The organism is Rhizobium sp. BR 314 (genome assembly GCF_047445805.1).
Taxonomy (GTDB): domain Bacteria; phylum Pseudomonadota; class Alphaproteobacteria; order Rhizobiales; family Rhizobiaceae; genus Rhizobium; species Rhizobium lusitanum_B.
In genome coordinates this window covers 150,801-168,262 of the sequence record NZ_JARWLA010000015.1, presented here as the reverse complement: position 1 = coordinate 168,262, position 17,462 = coordinate 150,801, and the positions used below count along the sequence as shown (strand labels likewise).

The following is a 17,462-nucleotide window of genomic DNA, read 5'->3' as shown; positions in this document are numbered from 1 at the left end:
TGGCATCCGTGGCGCGCGGCGCCGATATCCTTGTGGCAGCCGTCGGCCGTCCGGAGATGGTCAAGGCCAGCTGGATCAAGCCGGGGGCGACGGTGATCGATGTCGGCATCAACCGGATCGATGCGCCGGAGCGCGGCGAGGGCAAGAGCCGTCTGGTGGGCGATGTCGCCTATGCGGAGGCCTCCGAAGTCGCACGAGCGATCACGCCGGTTCCGGGCGGCGTCGGGCCGATGACGATCGCTATGCTGATGGCCAATACTGTCATCGCAGCCCATCGTGCCGCGGGTCGAAAGCCGCCGAGGTTCTAAATTGCGATCAATCGGCCGGCGCGACGCCGGTCGAGGCGCGCACGATCAACTCCGCTTTCCACAATTCTTGAGCTGGAAAAGTTTCCGTCTGCTTGATTTCGCCGATCAATCGCTCGGCGATGCGCACGCCTGCCGAGCGCAAGGATGAGCGCGTCGTCGTCAGCGGCACAGTGAAATTCTCCGGCTTGAGCAAGGTCAGCACGTCGTCGTGGGCAATCATCGAGATGTCCTCGCCAAGCTTGAGCTTTGCCTGATTGATGGCGCGCACGGCACCGAGCGCCAGCACCGTACTGGAGCAAAGCACCGCCGTCGGGCGCTTCTTTTTTTCCATCTGCAGAATACGCTCCGTCACGAGCAGGCCTTGCTCGTCGGTCATCGGAGTGTGGCTGACGCAATCCTCGTCGAGCGTGAGACCCCGTTCGGCAAGAGCGGCTTCGACGCCGTTCTTCCGGCGGATGGCGAAATCGAGGTAGATGGGGCCGTTGAGCAGCGCGAAGCGCTTATGCCCGAGCTGCAGCAGCAATTTCGTCGCTTCATAGAAGGCGGCTTCGTTGTCTATGTCGAGGAAGGGATAATCCGGCTCCGAGCCGATGGAGCGCCCATGCACGAGGAAGGGCATGGAAAGGGTCTTCAGCATTTCCAGGCGCGGGTCGTGGCCGCGCATGTAGTTGACGAAGAGAGCATCGACATTGCCGCTTGCGGCCAGCCGCCTCAGGGCGCCGACTTCGTCGTTCGGGTCGGCCGGTGTCAGCACGAAATGAAAGTCGTGTTTCAGAGCTTCCTCGCCAAGGCCGGTCAGGAACTCGCTGAAATGCGCGTCCGAAGAATTGCCGGAAGAGGTCGGCATGACTAGCCCGATGGATCCAGCCTTGCCGGTGGCAAGCCTTTGCGCCGCCTTGTTAGGCCGATAGCCGGTCTCCCGAACCGCTTTGAGGACACGTTCGCGCGTTTCGCGATTGACCTCGGGATATCCGTTCAAGGCCCGGCTGACTGTCGTCTGCGACAGCCCCAGCAATTGCGATAGCTGTTTCAGATTCACGTATTTAGGCCCTCCAACTCTAAAGCCGCTAAGAAGCAAACGCAACCTCCCGACGCGTCCATAGCTTCCAAAGCGCTTTCAATATGTAGCAGGCCGAGCGGATGAGACAAGATAATTAGCGAAAATATTGGTGCTTATTTTGTGCTGCAGTGCGAGATTTGCGGTGCATATTAGCGGAATCCTGAAAATCACTTGACTTTGTCGCGTCCTCAATGGATGACAGAAGGTAGCCAAAGCGCTTTGAGGAATGGAGCGTATCGCACGGAAACGTGTTTAGGCTCATAGATTTCGTTATTTGGGAGGACAACCACATGAAGAAATTGTTTTTGATGACCGTTGCCGCTGCCGCCCTCATGGCAGGGGCGGCGATGGCGGCCGATCTGAAGTTCCAGCCAGGCCAGGATTCCAAGTTCAACTGGAAGAGCTATGACGAATTTAAGGCTGCGCACGCCGACCTCAAGGGCGAAACGCTGACCATCTTTGGTCCCTGGCGTGGCGAGGACGAAGCGCTCTTCACCAGCGTCCTCAACTATTTCACCGAAGCGACCGGCGTGAACGCCAAGTACTCGTCCTCGGAAAACTATGAGCAGCAGATCGTCATCGACACGCAGGCCGGTTCGCCGCCGAACGTTGCTATCCTGCCGCAGCCGGGCCTGCTCGCCAATCTTGCCAGCAAGGGCTATTTGACGCCGCTTGGCGATGATCTCGCCGGCTGGATCAAGACGAACTACGGCGCCGGCGACAGCTGGGTCGGCTATGGCACCTACAAGGGCAAGGACGGCAAGGATGCCTTCTATGCCTTCCCCTATAAGGCCGACCTGAAGTCGCTGGTCTGGTACGTTCCGGAAAACTTCGAGGAAGCCGGGTACAAGGTTCCGACGACCATGGAAGACCTGGTCAAGCTCTCCGACCAGATCGTCAAGGACGGCGGCACTCCCTGGTGCATCGGTCTCGGTTCGGGCGGCGCCACCGGCTGGCCCGCAACTGACTGGGTCGAGGATCTGATGCTGCGCCTGAACACGCCGCAGGATTATGATCACTGGGTCGACAATACCCTGAAGTTCAACGACCCGAAGGTCGTCGCGGCCATCGAGGAATTCGGCAAGTTCGCGAAGAACCCGAAATACGTTGCCGGCGGTGTTGCGGCCGTTGCCTCGACGGACTTCCGCGACAGCCCCAAGGGCCTCTTCACGGTTCCGCCGAAGTGCTACCTGCACAAGCAGGCTTCCTTCATCCCGTCCTTCTTCCCGGAGGGCACGAAGCTCGGCCAGGATGCAGACTTCTTCTACTTCCCGCCGTTTGCCTCGCATCCAGAACTCGGCAAGCCGGTCGAAGGCGCCGGTACGCTTGCAGCCATCACCAAGGACTCGAAGGCCGCGCGCGCCTTCATCCAGTTCCTGCAGACGCCGATCGCCCAGGAAGTCTGGATGGCGCAGTCCGGCTTCCTGACGCCGTACAAGTCCGTTAACACGGCTGCCTACGCCAACGACACGCTGCGCAAGGAAGGCGAAATTCTCACCTCCGCCACTACCTTCCGCTTCGACGGTTCCGATCTGATGCCGGGCAAGATCGGCGCAGGCTCGTTCTGGACCGGCATGGTGGACTTCGTCGGCGGCAAGTCCGCACAGGATGTTGCCGACAGCATTCAGAAGTCCTGGGACGCCATCAAGTAAGCTTCATAGTTAAACCGCCGTCGGCAACGTGCCGGCGGCGGCGCTAAGCATTCAAACGGCGCGTCTTCTGAGCGCAGCCGATGCCGGAACGACGGCCTCAAGTAGGTAAATTCGGGGAGGGAATGAATGTTTTCGCAGATCCTATCGGCGATTGGCGCCATGATATTCGGTGTCGCCGCCTGCGCCGCATACTTCTGGTTCTCCAACAAATTCTTGGATCTGATCTTTCCCGCAAAGGAGGGAGCCGATGTCCATCAGGCGGCCGTCAATCTCCGCCGCCGAGGCCTCATCCGCCCCTGGCTGTTCCTGGGGCCGGCGCTGTTTTTGCTCATCGTCTATCTCGTCTACCCGGTCGTGGCGACGTTCATCCTGTCCTTTTACGGACCTGATGGTAACAAGTTCGTCGGTGGCGCCAACTATGTCTGGGCGCTGAACGACACCGAATTCCGCCAGTCGATCTTCAACAACATCCTCTGGCTCGCCGTCGTGCCGGCGGCCTGTACCTTCTTCGGCCTCGTCATCGCCGTCATGACCGACCGCATCTGGTGGGGCAACATCGCCAAGGCCGTCATCTTCATGCCGATGGCGATCTCCTTCGTCGGCGCCTCGGTCATCTGGAAGTTCATCTACGAATATCGCGGCGGTACCGACACCCAGATCGGCCTCTTGAATGCCGTCGTTCAGCTTTTCGGCGGCACGCCGGAGGTCTGGATCACCATTCCCTTCTGGAACAATTTCTTCCTGATGGTCATGCTGATCTGGATCCAGACCGGCTTTGCCATGGTCATTCTCTCGGCGGCGCTGCGTGGTATCCCGGAAGAAACCATAGAAGCCGCCGTCATCGATGGCGCTAATGGCTGGCAGATTTTCTGGAAGATCATGGTGCCGCAGGTCTGGGGCACGATCGCCACCGTCTGGACCACGATCACCATCCTCGTCCTCAAGGTATTCGACATTGTGCTCACTATGACCAACGGCCAGTGGAACACGATGGTGCTCGCCAACCTGATGTTCAACTGGATGTTCCGCGGCGGCGGCGACAGCGGTCGAAGCGCCGTCATCGCGCTCGTCATCATGGCGGCGGTGACGCCGATCATGATCTGGAACATTCGCCGTGCAAACGCTGAAACGAAGGGGCGCTGACATGCTTGGAAATCTAGGTCGCATCGGTCCTGCCCGCATCTTCGTTCATGCGGCAGTGCTGCTCATCGTTCTCCTCTGGCTCCTGCCGACGCTCGGCATCTTCGTCACCGCCCTGCGTGACAGGGATCAGATCGTCGTCTCAGGCTGGTGGACGGCCTTTGCCGGTTCCTCGCGGACGACGGCCGCACGTCTCGAAGGTCCGGACAAGGCGAAGCCGGACGGTGCAAACTTCGTGATTTCAGGAACGCTCACCGTCGAGGGTGGCGGCCAGATCCAGTCCTTCGGCTTGCGTGTGCAGGAGCCGGCTGCCTACAAGGCCGGGGCACCGGCCGAACTGGAGAAAGGCGAGACCCTCACCATCAATTCCGACGGCAGCTATCGCTACCAGAAGAACGGCGCTTTCGAAGCAGACGCGCGTGCCAAGCGCGTCTACCTCACCGTCGCCACGCCGCCGCAGTTCACCTTTGACAACTACCGCACCGTGCTGCGTGGCGAAGGCATCGGGCAGTCCTTCATCAATTCGTTGACGGTGACGATCCCGGCAACGGTCATACCGATCCTGATTGCCGCCTTTGCAGCCTACGCGCTGGCGTGGATGGAATTTCCTGGCCGCACGATCCTGATCGCGCTCGTCGTCGGCCTGATCGTCGTGCCGCTGCAGATGTCGCTGATCCCGCTTCTGCGCATCTACAACGAGATCGGCCAGATCTTCGGCGTGCCTTCGAAGACCTATCCCGGCATCTGGCTGGCGCACACCGCTTTCGGTCTGCCGCTCGCCATCTATCTCTTGCGCAACTACATTGCCGGCCTGCCCAAGGAGATCATCGAATCCGCCCGCGTCGACGGCGCCAGCGATTTCGATATCTTCGTCAAGATCATCCTGCCGCTGTCCTTCCCGGCGCTTGCCTCCTTTGCGATCTTCCAGTTCCTCTGGGTATGGAACGACCTCCTGATCGCGATGGTGTTCCTCGGCACCGACAAGGATCACCTGGTCCTGACGGCGGCGCTGAATGCGCTGCTCGGCTCACGCGGCGGCAACTGGGAGATCCTGACGGCATCGGCCTTTGTTACCATCCTTATTCCACTCCTCGTCTTCTTCGGTCTGCAGCGCTATCTGGTACGTGGTCTGCTCGCTGGGTCGGTGAAGGGGGGCTGATCCAAAAACATCTACTGACACAGGACCCATTCAGCATGAGCATTGCTCCTCAATCGACCTTAGAAGTTGACAAGGACTGGTGGCGCGGCGCGGTGATCTACCAGATCTATCCGCGCTCCTATCAGGATTCCAACGGCGACGGCATCGGCGACCTCAAGGGCATCGCGGTCCGTCTGCCGCATGTCGCAGCGCTCGGCGTCGATGCGATCTGGATTTCGCCTTTCTTCACCTCGCCGATGCGCGATTTCGGCTACGATGTCTCGAACTATGAGGATGTCGATCCGATCTTCGGTTCGCTGACCGATTTCGACGCCATGATGACGGAAGCCCATCGCCTCGGTATTAAGGTGATGATCGACCTCGTGCTGTCGCACAGCTCCGACCGGCACCCCTGGTTTGTCGAAAGCCGGTCGAGCGAGAACAATCCCAAGGCTGACTGGTATGTCTGGGCCGATGCCAAGCCGGATGGCTCTCCGCCCAACAACTGGCTGTCGATCTTCGGCGGCTCGGCCTGGGCCTGGGATCCGACGCGCATGCAATATTACATGCACAACTTCCTGACCTCTCAGCCGGATCTGAACCTGCACAATCCGGAAGTGCAGAACCGCCTGCTCGATGTCGTGCGCTTCTGGCTCGACCGCGGCGTCGACGGTTTCCGCCTCGATACCATCAATTTCTATTTCCACGACAAGGAACTGCGCGACAATCCGGCGCTTGAGCCCTCCCGCCGCAACGCTTCCACCGCGCCGGCGGTCAATCCCTATAACTTCCAGGAGCATCTCTACGACAAGAACCGTCCCGAGAACCTGGAGTTCCTCAAGCGCTTCCGCGCCGTGCTCGACGAATATCCGGCGATTGCTGCCGTCGGCGAAGTCGGCGACAGCCAGCGCGGCCTCGAGATCGTCGGCGAATACACCTCCGGCGGCGACAAGATGCATATGTGCTACGCTTTCGAATTCCTCGCGCCGGATGCTCTATCGCCGGAGCGTGTCGAAGAGGTGATGAATGATTTCGACGCCGCCGCCCCGGAAGGCTGGGCCTGCTGGGCCTTCTCCAACCACGACGTCGTGCGCCATGTCAGCCGCTGGGGCAATCTGGTCTCCGACCGCGATGCTTTCGCCAAGCTCTATGCTGCGCTCTTGCTGACCTTGCGCGGCTCCGTCTGCATCTTTCAGGGCGAAGAGTTGGCGCTCACTGAAGCCGATCTCGCCTATCAGGATCTGCAGGACCCTTACGGCATCCAGTTCTGGCCGGAGTTCAAGGGGCGCGATGGCTGCCGCACGCCGATGGTCTGGGACAGCCAGGTCGCGCAGGGCGGCTTCTCTACGGTAAAGCCCTGGCTGCCGGTGCCGGTGGAGCATATTCTGCGCGCCGTCAGCGTCCAGCAGGGTGATGAGAATTCGGTGCTTGAGCAGTATCGCCGCTTCCTAGCCTTCCGCAAACAGCATCCGGCCTTCGCCAAGGGCAATATCGCCTTCTCGCAACCGCAGGGCGATGTGCTGCTTTACACCCGCACTCATGCGGGCGAGACCATTCTCTGTGTTCTCAACATGAGCCCTGTGGAATCCATGGCAACCTTACCCGAAGGCAATTGGCAGGCATTGACGGGGCACGGTTTTACCAGCAACAACTACGGCAACAAAATCGACATTCCGGCCTGGGGCGCTTATTTCGCGCGTCTTGGCTGAGCCTTTGGGAGGAGGAGCTTAGATGACGGGACTTGTTCTGAAGGACATCAGAAAATCCTACGGCAACGTGCATGTGCTGCACGGCATCGATCTGGAGATCAACGAGGGCGAGTTCATCGTTTTCGTCGGCCCCTCGGGTTGCGGCAAATCCACCTTGCTTCGGATGATTGCCGGGCTGGAGAGCATCACCGCCGGCGATATGATGATTGCCGGTCAGAAGGTGAACGAGGTCCCGCCCTCTAGGCGCGGTATCGCCATGGTGTTTCAGTCCTATGCGCTCTATCCGCATATGACCGTCTATGACAACATGGCCTTCGGCATGCGCATCGCCGGCGAAAACAAGCAGGAAATCGACCGTCGCGTGCGCGCGGCGGCGGCCAGCCTGCAGCTCACCCAATATCTGGAGCGCCTGCCCAAGGCTCTGTCGGGCGGTCAGCGCCAGCGCGTCGCCATCGGTCGCGCCATCTGCCGAAACCCGAAGGTCTTCCTGTTCGACGAGCCGCTGTCGAACCTCGATGCCGCGCTGCGCGTCGCAACCCGCATCGAAATCGCCAAGCTCAGCGATTCGATGCCCGAAACGACGATGATCTACGTGACCCACGACCAGGTGGAAGCCATGACGCTTGCCGACCGCATCGTGGTGCTGTCGGCTGGTCGCGTCGAGCAGGTGGGTGCGCCGCTCGAACTCTATGAGCGTCCAGCAAACCTCTTCGTGGCAAAATTCATCGGTTCGCCGGCCATGAACATCATTCCCGCAACGGTGACCGAGACCGGCGCGACGACGACTGTGACGCTGACGGGCGGTAAGTCAGTGACGCTTGATATGCCGACCCCCGCTTCCGAAAAGGGCAAGCAGGCAAGCTTCGGCGTGCGTCCGGAAGATCTGCGTCTTGCGACCGGTGACGACTATCTCTTCGAAGGCGAGGTCTCGATCGTCGAAGCGCTCGGCGAAGTGACCCAGCTCTATATCGAAGGTCTGGTCGATGGCGAGCCGATCATCGTCAAGATCCCCGGCATTGCCGATATTCATCGCGGTCAGAAGATGCGTTTTGCCGCCGACCGCCAGAAGCTGCATCTCTTCGATGCCGGCGGCCATTCTTATCGGAAATAGTCGCTTACAGGACGTCGCCGGCTCAAGCCAAGATGAACAACAAAATTCACCTTGGGCCGGCGCGTCCAAACCTTCTGTTAAAGACCCGCTGCTAGTCTTGCCTTCATAATATACCCCAGGGGTCTACCAAGATGGCCGCGTTCGGCAGAGCTAATTCAGGTCAGCATTTCCTCAACAAGGAAGAATCTTTCATGTATGACCGCGAAGTGCGGTTCCGTATGGAAGATACGATGAACGCGGCGCGGCTCGAATACACCGAAAAAGGTGTGATGAACCTCGCTTCCCGCCGCTGCGATATTATCCGCATTTCGCAGAGTAGCGCGATCCTGGCGATCCTCACCCAGTATAATTTGCCCAAGCAATTCTATCTGGATATCCCAGACGCCCGCATCACCAAGGTGGGCTGCGTGCTGATGAAGGTCTTCCCCAACAACACGGTGGAGGTCCGCTTCCTGCGTCTGCTGACGGACAAGGAGATGAACAAGATCTTCGTCTACAGCACCCATCCGGCCCATAAGAACCGCGTGCTGGATATTCGCGGCTGACGCCACGGACAATACGAAAATTACGTCGCTGCCTTCGGCTGAAATGCCGAGGGCTGTTTGCAATCATGCACGCGGCAACCGTCAAGTTTAGAGCATGATCCGCAGCGACGGTGACCGCTTCTTGCGAATCATGCCTGTCCAGGTTCGCAAAGGAACCTACCCTTCGGCCAGAGGGTTGGTTGCTACAGGCGTCACCCGGCGGCTAACGCGTCGAGAACCGCCTGCTTCAGCTTCGCATCGACCACCTCCGAGAACACCAGATCTTCGCGCCCGAAATAGCTTTTCTGATTGATGGCCGACCAGTCGTTGCAGACTAGCGTGTAACGCTCCTTCTTGGGCTGATTGAGCGGTGCGGCGTGGAGATAATCGCCTGTGCGCGTTGCAAGCGGTATGTCGCCGTCCTGATTGCAGCGGGCAAGGATGGCCGCGAGCACGGCGGCGTCAACTTCGGCCCGCATCAGCTTGCCGTCGAAGCGCACCGAGGCATTGAAGCTGTAGCGGTTAACTTCGCCTTGAGGCAGACCCGCACCGAAAGAGGTGTGGCCGACGAAGCCGATATCCGCCTTGGTCTTTTTCGCCATCACGTCCGCAACGAATCGGCCAACCTCATCGACCGTCATGGTCTTGTCGCTCTTGCCGACGGTTGCGCGATCCTCATCCGTGAGGTGACGGGCGAGCACGGCTGGGATGAGATCCTTGAGCGCGGCGGAGGGAGCGCCGGCCGCATCGATCGCGACGCGCTGGAGGGTTGCTGCCGTGCCGGGCGAGGCAATGGTCGCGACCGTGATTGCCGTCGACCAGGAACCCGTGTGAACATAGCGCGTGGCGCCCTGTTCATGGGTCAGGTTCAGATGGTCGTGGCCGCCGATAATGAGCGTACCTTCGGGAAGGATCGGTAGGATATCGCGATCCGCCACGACACCGGCGTGGCTGAGCACAATATTGATGCTATCGCTCTTGAGAATCCCGGGAAGGTTCTTCTTGGCCCACTCCACCGGCTGCGGAATGTCGAGCAGGTCGCGCGTGGCTTTGGGATAGGTCTTGATCGTGTCGGTCGCAAATCCGGTGATGGTGACCGACCGGCCATCGAGCGTCAGCTGGGTCGTAGACTGCGTGTAGGGCGCGTCGGTGCGCTTGTCGATGATATTGCTGAGAACGGTAACGCCGAGCCCGCGGGCGCGGCTTACGAAATTAGCGAGGTCGTTGTCGAGATCGGGCTCATGATTGCCGATGTTGACGACGGTCGGCGCCACCTTCGCAAGGGCTGCAAGGAACGCCCAGTCGATCTCGCCAGCCGAACGTGTTGCCACGACATTGCCGGACTCGAAGAGATCGCCGTTCAGCACGACAAGATGCGGCCCCTCATTGCTTGCGACCTGCTTTTCGATGGTCGCCAGCAGCTGGCCCATGCGCTCGTAAGCGGAATGCAGGTCCGACAGGATGACGACACGCAGAGGCTTTTGTGCAGCTTCGACAGGCATGGCCGAAATGAGCGCAGGCAGGACGGCCGTGCCGGCGAGGAGTTTCAGCGCCTGGCGGCGTCCGAGCGATGACTTCAACATGAATTTCTACCCTTGGGAATTGGCGTGCAATACCCAAGGGATTAGTCAATTCACTTGTCAGTCCTATGACGCAGGCAGCCGTAAGTTGCCCTTAAATCAATACGCTAGCACCCTGGTCTGCCGGGCCTGCGGCACGGCGGAAGGGAGCGAAAAGCTCGCGGCCCATGCCGAACTCGTTTTCCGACAGATCGGCGACGACGGGTTCGCGCTCGACCATCTCGGCAGCGTCGACAAGCACTTCCAGAGTGCCGGCGATCGCGTCGATGCGGATGATGTCACCCTCGCGAATACGAGCGATCGGGCCGCCATCGACGGCTTCTGGCGTCACGTGGATCGCGGCGGGAACCTTGCCCGACGCGCCCGACATGCGGCCGTCGGTCAAGAGCGCCACGCGGAAGCCACGATCCTGCAGCACGCCGAGCGCGGGCGTCAGCTTGTGCAGTTCCGGCATGCCGTTGGCCTTCGGTCCCTGGAAGCGGACGACGGCGACGAAATCGCGGTTCAGCTTGCCGTCCTTGAAGGCTTGCTGCATTTCCAGCTGATCATGGAAGATCACGGCCGGCGCCTCGACGATATGACGTTCCGGCTTGACGGCGGAAATCTTGATGACTGCCTTGCCGATATTGCCGCGCAGCATCTTCAGACCGCCATTGCTCTGGAACGGTGAGTCGATGCTTGTCAGCACCTTCGGGTCGTGGCTCTTGTCTGGAGCCGGTTCGCGAGCAACATTGCCGTCGGCGCCGAGCTTGACGTCGATGGAGTAGTTGCTGAGGCCGTGGCCATAGACGGTGCGCACATCCTCGTGCAGCAGCCCCTTCTTCAGGAGTTCCTTGATCAGGAAGCCCATGCCGCCGGCGGCATGGAAATGGTTCACGTCGGCAAGTCCGTTCGGATAGACGCGGGCCAGCAGCGGAATGACGTCGGACAGCTCGGAAATATCCTGCCAGGTGAGCACGATGCCGGCGGCGCGCGCCATGGCGACGATATGCATTGTGTGGTTCGTCGAGCCGCCGGTGGCATGGAGGCCGACGACACCGTTGACGATCGAGCGCTCGTCGATCATCTCGCCGGCTGGCGTGAATTCATTACCCATGGCGGTGATGGCGAGCGCGCGCTTGGTCGCCTCGCGCGTCAGCGCCTCGCGCAGCGGCGTGCCTGGATTGACGAAGGAGGCGCCTGGCATGTGGAAGCCCATGATTTCCATCAGCATCTGATTGGAATTGGCCGTGCCGTAGAAGGTGCAGGTGCCGGGGCCGTGATAGGACTTGGATTCCGCCTCGAGTAGTTCGGCACGGCCGACCTTGCCCTCAGCATAGAGTTGGCGCACGCGCGACTTTTCGTCGTTCGGCAGGCCCGAAGTCATCGGTCCGGCCGGGATGAAGACGGCGGGCAGATGGCCGAAGGAGAGGGCGGCGATGACGAGGCCTGGGACGATCTTGTCGCAGACGCCGAGGAAGACGGCCGCATCAAACATGTTGTGCGACAGGCCGATACCGGCGGACATGGCGATCAGGTCGCGCGAGAAGAGCGAGAGTTCCATGCCGGGCTGGCCCTGCGTGACGCCGTCGCACATGGCCGGCACGCCGCCGGCAACCTGCGCGATGCCGCCGGCTTCGGCTGCCGCCTGGCGGATGATGGCCGGGTAGGTCTCGAAGGGCTGATGCGCCGAAAGCATGTCGTTATAGGATGTGATGATCCCGAGATTGGGCACCTGGTCCCCTGCCAGCGCGTCCTTCTCGGAGGGGGAACAGATGGCGAAGCCATGCGCAAGATTGGCGCAGCCGAGCACGGAGCGTTGCGCCCCTCTGGTTGCGGCATTGCGCAGGCGGTCCAGATAGCGTTCGCGCGTCGGCTTCGAGCGCTCGACGATGCGCTCGGTAATCTTGGAAATGCGGGCGTCAGCGGCCATGGTCGATCTGCCTCCGTCTGTTCTGCGCAATGCCCTTAAGGTCTGCTTGGGTAGAGGGCGCGGCGCGGGGTCCAAAAGTCAATGCTTTGCCGCTGCGCCCGCAAGGGCACATGGCGCAGCACATGTTGCTGTGTCATTCAGGGTTCGCTGACGCGGCCTGCCGGCTGTGTCAGGGAGCCCAATAAATCTCGACCGGAGAGGCGGCCCGACGCAGCATGGCGCGGATCGGCATCTCGGTTTCTTCGCCCGACGCTTCGGCCTTGGCCAAAACGTCCTTTTTGCTCTCTCCCTCGATATGGAGCACCAGCAATCTGGCATCCTGAAGGCTGGAGAAGGTGAACGTCAGACGCGGCTCGCCGGCACCTTCCGCTTCCATCGTGATGATGCCGCGCGGGGTGTTCTGATCGAGTGCGGTGCGGAGATTGCTGCCGCCCGGAAAGAACGATGCCGTGTGGCCGTCATTGCCCATGCCGAGGATGGCGACATCGAAGGGATCGCCGACAGCCTTGGTCTTTTCCGTGGCGATGACCGCGGCCTCCTCGACGGAAGCCGCAGCCTGATAGAGCGGAAGGAACGTGGCGGCAGCCGCCTTATCCTTCAGCAGGTTTTCCTGAACGAGCAGATGGTTCGAGCGCGGATTATCCGCCGGCACAAACCGTTCGTCGACGAGGGTGATCGTCACCTTACCCCAGTCGATCGAGCGCGATGACAGCGCCTGGAAGAAGGTCTTCGGCGTCGAGCCGCCGGAGACCGCGATGCTTGCGGAGCCGCGCGCGGCGACTGCAGCCGAGAGGGTCTCGGCCACCTTATCCGCGAGCTTGCCGGCGAGTTCGGAACCATTGGCGAAAGCATGCATGTTCGCTGTCATCGTCGTCGTCCCGGATTAGATATCGTCATGCCAGGTGCGGCCGTCACGCTCAATGAGCGCGATAGCCTGGCTCGGACCCCACGTGCCGGCGGTGTAACCTTGCACCTGCTGTCCGGTTGCTTCCCAACCTTTGAGGATCGGGTCGACCCATTCCCATGCCGCTTCCACTTCGTCGCGACGCATGAACAGCGTCTGGTTGGAGCGAACGACGTCCATCAGCAGGCGCTCGTAAGCATCCGGATTGCGGACGTTGAAAGCAGACGCGAAGCTCATGTCAAGCGAGACGTTGCGCAGGCGCATGCCGCCCGGACCCGGGTCCTTGATCATGAGCGACTGCTTGACGCCTTCGTCCGGCTGCAGGCGGATGATGAGCTGGTTGGCGACGATGCGGCCGGCGGCCTGATCGAAGATATTGTGCGGGATCGGCTTGAAGGTGATGACGATCTCCGACACGCGGCCGGCAAGACGCTTGCCAGTGCGGATGTAGAAGGGAACGCCGGCCCAACGCCAGTTGCCGATCTCGGCCTTGATGGCGACGAAGGTCTCGGTGTTGGAGACGCCGCCTTCAAGTTCATCAAGGTAGCCCTTGACCGGGCCGCCCGCGGAAGCACCGGCGCGGTACTGGCCGCGAACGGTCGCCTGCTCGACGTTGGAAGCGTCGATCGGCTTCAGCGCGCGCAGAACCTTGAGCTTCTCGTCGCGAACGGCCTCCGAATCCATGGAGGAAGGGATTTCCATCGCGGTCAAGCAAAGCAGCTGCAGGATATGGTTCTGCACCATATCGCGCAGGGCGCCGGCGGTGTCGTAGTAACCGGCGCGGCCTTCGAGGCCGACCGATTCAGCCACCGTGATCTGTACGTGGTCGATGTGGTTGGCGTTCCACAGCGGCTCATAGAGGGCATTGGCAAAGCGCAACGCCATCAGGTTCTGCACGGTTTCCTTGCCGAGGTAATGGTCGATACGGAAGATCTGCTCTTCCTTGAAGACCTTGCCGATGGTGTCGTTGAGCTGCAGAGCCGATGCGAGGTCGCGGCCGATCGGCTTTTCGACGACGATGCGGGTCTGCTTGGTGATCAGCTTGTGTTCGTGGATCTTTTGCGAGATGTCGCCGAAGATGCCAGGCGCGACGGCGAGGTAGAAGGCGCGTACGCGCTCCTTGCCTTCGTCCAGAAGCTTCTTGAGCTGATCCCAGCCGGCATCGCTGCGTGCATCGACCGGCACGTAGAACAGGCGGTCGAGGAACTTCTTGACCTCGGCCTCGTCATACTCGCCCTTCTTCAGGTGTTCCTTGAGGGCGGCGTCGGCGAACTTGCGGTATTCTTCATTGGAAAGAGCGCTGCGCGAAGCACCGATGATGCGCGTCGGCTCGGAAAACTGACCTTCGACCTGACGATGGTAAAGAGCGGGCAGGAGCTTGCGTTCGGCAAGGTCGCCGCTGCCGCCGAAAACGACATAATCAAATGGTTCAACGGGAATGATCTGGCTGCTCATGAGGTATCTCTCAATCGGTCTTTGTTAAGGCCCCTTTTAATCTAATCGATTTAAAAAGGCCAGTGTGCATTGCAAAATTCAGACTCGGCTTTTTGGCGCGGGTCGCCGACGGAAGAATTCATCTTCCGGTTTCTAAAACCTGTCGCGCAGTGCAAACCACGAGAGCGCCAGGAACAGCAGAGGTGCCCGCACGCGCGCTCCGCCGGGGAATGCCGGGATGTTCAGCTCCTTGAAGAGATGAAGTTCGTCCGCGTTCCCGAGAACTGTTTTCGCATAGAGTTTACCGCAATAATTTGACAGCATGACCCCATGGCCGGAATAGCCGCCGATGGAGGTGACACCCGGCATGACCACGCGCACGAAGGGTTGACGCGGCACGGTGATGCCGACCGAGCCGCCCCAGGCATAGTCGATCTTGATATCCTCAAGAACCGGATAGATCTCGGCGATCTGCCGGCGAATATGCTGCGTTATGTCGCGCGGATTGTCCGACGTGTAGGCTTCGCGCCCGCCGAACAGCAGTCGTCCGTCCTTCGATTTGCGGAAGTAGCGCACCACGAAGCGCGAATCGGCCACGGCTTCGTTGCCGGGAAGAACCCGCGGAAAGCGGTCGAGCGGTTCGGTGGCGCCGATGAAGGAACGGATCGGCATGACATGGCTTGCCGTCACCGGCTCAAGATTGCCGATATAGCCGTTGCAGGCGATCAGCACCCGATCAGCAGTGATCTCGCCGCCATCCGTTTCGATAACGGTCTTGCCGCTCGATTGCCGGAAGCCTTTTGCCTTGGTCATTTCGAAGAGAGCCGCGCCGGCATCTGCTGCGACGCGGGCAAGGCCGATCAGCAGTTTCAAAGGGTGGATATGGCCGGTGCCCATATCCCTGACGCCATAGAGATAGAAGCTCGAACCCAGCCGCTCCTGGGTCTCGGCTTCGTCCATGAACTTCATATGCGGATAGCCGTAGCGGGTCGCCGCGATCTCGGCATTGTCCATATAGTCGCGCTTGTAGCTGCGCTTGTGCGTGACATTCATTTGGCCGGGCAGGAAGTCGATATCGATGCCGTGATCGGAGGCGAAGTCGAGCAGGAAGTGCTTAGCATCCTCGGCCACATCGAAAAGAGCCTTCGACCGCTCGTAGCCGATCTTCTCTTCCATCTCCTCCGGCCACCAGCGCTGGCCGGTGCCGAGCTGTCCTCCATTGCGGCCGGAGGCGCCGTCGCCGAAGCGATTGGCGTCGATCAGCACGACCTCGGCACTGCCCTTGGCGAGATTGTACGCGGCCTGAAGGCCTGTATAGCCGCCGCCGATGATTGCAACGTCAGCCTTGCGCGAGCCGTCGAGCTTCGGATAGCTCGGGCGCGGGCCGACGGTCGCCTGGTAGAATGAAAGGCCCGGTGCGATCGGGCTCTGCCATGTTTCCTGCAATGTCATCGGCGACCTCCTTCACACGTTGAGCAGAAGGAATTCCCGCTCCCACGGGCTGATCACCTGCATGAAGGTTTCGAATTCGCCGCGTTTGACACCGGCATAGATGTCGATGAAGTCCTTGCCGAGGACCTCTTCGAAAGCCGGCTCGTCTTCGAGAAGGGCGATCGCTTCCAGCAGGCCGCGCGGCAGATCGATCGAGCCCTCATTGGCGGAATCTTCCGTCGGCGCGGTTGGTTGGACTTGTTTCATGATGCCGAGCAGCCCGGAGGCGAGCGAGGCTGCCAGCGCCAGATAGGGATTGGCGTCGGAACTCGGCAGCCGGTTCTCGACGCGCCGCGCCTGCGGATCGGATACGGGTACGCGGAAGGCCGTCGTGCGGTTGTCGTAGCCCCAGGCATTGTTGACCGGGCAGGACATGTTCGGCGCCAGCCGGCGATAGGAATTTACGTAAGGCGCCAGCATGGCGAGCGCATTCGGGACATAACGCTGCATGCCGCCAATGAAATAGAAGAACTCCTGCGAAGGGCTGCCGTCCGGATTGGTGAAGACGTTTTTGCCCGTTTCGATGTTCACGACCGATTGATGGATGTGCATCGCCGAGCCCGCCTGGCTCTGCATCGGCTTGGCCATGAAGGTTGCATAGATGCCGTGTTTCAACGCCGCCTCGCGGATCGTTCGCTTGAACATGAACACCTGGTCGGCCAGCTCGATCGGATCGCCGTGGCGCAGGTTGATTTCAAGCTGCGCCGGACCCTCTTCATGGATCAGCGTGTCGATCTCGAGCCCCTGCTTCTCCGAGAAATGGTAGATATCGTCGATCAACTCGTCGAACTCGTTGATGCCGGCGATCGAATATCCTTGCCCGCCGAGGATCGAGCGGCCGGAACGGCCTTTCGGCGGGTGCAGCGGATAGTCCGGGTCGTCATTCTTGGCGACCAGATAGAATTCGATCTCGGGGGCGACTACCGGCTTCCAGCCGCGATCGCGATAGAGCCCCATGATCTTCTTCAAGAGGTTGCGCGGCGTGTAGGACACCGCGTGCCCTTCGGAATTGACGATATCGCAGATCACCTGTGCCGTGGGATCGGTTTCCCAAGGCACGACTGAAAGCGTCGAAAGATCCGGGACGAGCTTGAGGTCGCTATCGCGCGGCTCGTAGCGGAAGCTCTCGGTCTCCTCAGGATACTCGCCTGAGATCGTATGGCGATAGATCGCCGAAGGCAGCGCCAGCGATGTATTCGAGGTGAATTTCGAGGTCGGCATCATCTTGCCGCGCGGTACGCCGGCAAGGTCAGGCGTGATGCATTCTATGTCTTCGATCCCGCGCGCCCGCAGCCATTGGGCTGCTTCCTTCCAGTTTGCCACGCCGCGTGCCGATCGCAGGCTGGGAGGCACCGTAGGGATTTTCGAGGCAGGCACTGAAGCTTTCAGCGGGGTCTTTCTCGCGGGCATAAAACACCGTATTTGGGTTGATCGGTGATTGCATCATAACCGCAGTTTGCCAATTGGCGAGGGGGAAAACCGCTCGGACTTTCGCCGTA

General features: G+C 60.5%; 13 protein-coding genes and 1 pseudogene. 7 read left to right on the top strand and 7 right to left on the bottom strand.

Annotation, left to right across the window (positions count from 1 at the left end; translation table 11 throughout):
• Positions 1 to 308, top strand: a pseudogene (locus QD461_RS19840) (bifunctional methylenetetrahydrofolate dehydrogenase/methenyltetrahydrofolate cyclohydrolase); the annotation flags it as partial.
• A 7-nt stretch (positions 309 to 315) separates the two neighbouring features.
• On the opposite strand, the gene QD461_RS19835 reads toward QD461_RS19840, so the two are convergent.
• Positions 316 to 1,347: a substrate-binding domain-containing protein gene (locus QD461_RS19835; protein ID WP_414089279.1), complete on the bottom strand. Its 1,032-nt coding sequence runs from the start codon at positions 1,345 to 1,347 to the stop codon at positions 316 to 318.
• 311 nt (positions 1,348 to 1,658) lie between these two features.
• Between QD461_RS19835 and QD461_RS19830 the strand changes: the two genes are divergently transcribed.
• The 6 genes from QD461_RS19830 (at position 1,659) to QD461_RS19805 (ending at position 8,663) form a co-directional block, all read left to right on the top strand.
• Positions 1,659 to 3,020: an ABC transporter substrate-binding protein gene (locus QD461_RS19830; RefSeq protein ID WP_414089278.1), complete on the top strand. Its 1,362-nt coding sequence runs from the start codon at positions 1,659 to 1,661 to the stop codon at positions 3,018 to 3,020.
• 126 nt (positions 3,021 to 3,146) lie between these two features.
• On the top strand, positions 3,147 to 4,163 hold the full coding sequence (locus tag QD461_RS19825; protein WP_414089277.1) for a carbohydrate ABC transporter permease: 1,017 nt from the start codon (positions 3,147 to 3,149) through the stop codon (positions 4,161 to 4,163).
• Position 4,164: 1 nt separating this feature from the next.
• Complete coding sequence (locus tag QD461_RS19820; protein WP_414089276.1) at positions 4,165 to 5,319, top strand: carbohydrate ABC transporter permease; 1,155 nt, start codon at positions 4,165 to 4,167, stop codon at positions 5,317 to 5,319.
• Between the two features lie 35 nt (positions 5,320 to 5,354).
• The gene (locus tag QD461_RS19815) at positions 5,355 to 7,007 is read left to right on the top strand and encodes an alpha-glucosidase (protein WP_414089275.1); all 1,653 of its coding nucleotides are present in this window, start codon (positions 5,355 to 5,357) and stop codon (positions 7,005 to 7,007) included.
• A 22-nt stretch (positions 7,008 to 7,029) separates the two neighbouring features.
• Entirely contained in the window at positions 7,030 to 8,118 is a 1,089-nt protein-coding gene (locus QD461_RS19810; RefSeq protein ID WP_414089274.1) for an ABC transporter ATP-binding protein, read from the top strand.
• Between the two features lie 131 nt (positions 8,119 to 8,249).
• On the top strand, positions 8,250 to 8,663 hold the full coding sequence (locus QD461_RS19805; protein WP_184700586.1) for a hypothetical protein: 414 nt from the start codon (positions 8,250 to 8,252) through the stop codon (positions 8,661 to 8,663).
• Positions 8,664 to 8,854: 191 nt separating this feature from the next.
• Here the strand turns inward: QD461_RS19805 and QD461_RS19800 are convergent, their stop codons facing one another.
• The 6 genes from QD461_RS19800 to QD461_RS19775 form a co-directional block, all read right to left on the bottom strand.
• Positions 8,855 to 10,225: a metallophosphoesterase gene (locus QD461_RS19800; RefSeq protein ID WP_414089273.1), complete on the bottom strand. Its 1,371-nt coding sequence runs from the start codon at positions 10,223 to 10,225 to the stop codon at positions 8,855 to 8,857.
• 91 nt (positions 10,226 to 10,316) lie between these two features.
• On the bottom strand, positions 10,317 to 12,134 hold the full coding sequence (gene edd, locus QD461_RS19795; protein WP_414089272.1) for a phosphogluconate dehydratase: 1,818 nt from the start codon (positions 12,132 to 12,134) through the stop codon (positions 10,317 to 10,319).
• Between the two features lie 169 nt (positions 12,135 to 12,303).
• Positions 12,304 to 13,002 carry a 6-phosphogluconolactonase gene (gene pgl / locus QD461_RS19790; RefSeq protein WP_414089271.1) on the bottom strand — a complete coding sequence of 233 codons (699 nt, stop codon included), beginning with the start codon at positions 13,000 to 13,002 and terminating at the stop codon, positions 12,304 to 12,306.
• A gap of 15 nt (positions 13,003 to 13,017) precedes the next feature.
• On the bottom strand, positions 13,018 to 14,493 hold the full coding sequence (zwf, locus tag QD461_RS19785; RefSeq protein ID WP_184700594.1) for a glucose-6-phosphate dehydrogenase: 1,476 nt from the start codon (positions 14,491 to 14,493) through the stop codon (positions 13,018 to 13,020).
• Between the two features lie 132 nt (positions 14,494 to 14,625).
• The gene (locus QD461_RS19780) at positions 14,626 to 15,924 is read right to left on the bottom strand and encodes an FAD-dependent oxidoreductase (RefSeq protein ID WP_414089270.1); all 1,299 of its coding nucleotides are present in this window, start codon (positions 15,922 to 15,924) and stop codon (positions 14,626 to 14,628) included.
• Positions 15,925 to 15,936: 12 nt separating this feature from the next.
• Positions 15,937 to 17,373 carry a glutamine synthetase family protein gene (locus tag QD461_RS19775; RefSeq protein ID WP_184700598.1) on the bottom strand — a complete coding sequence of 479 codons (1,437 nt, stop codon included), beginning with the start codon at positions 17,371 to 17,373 and terminating at the stop codon, positions 15,937 to 15,939.
• Positions 17,374 to 17,462 lie beyond the last annotated feature (89 nt).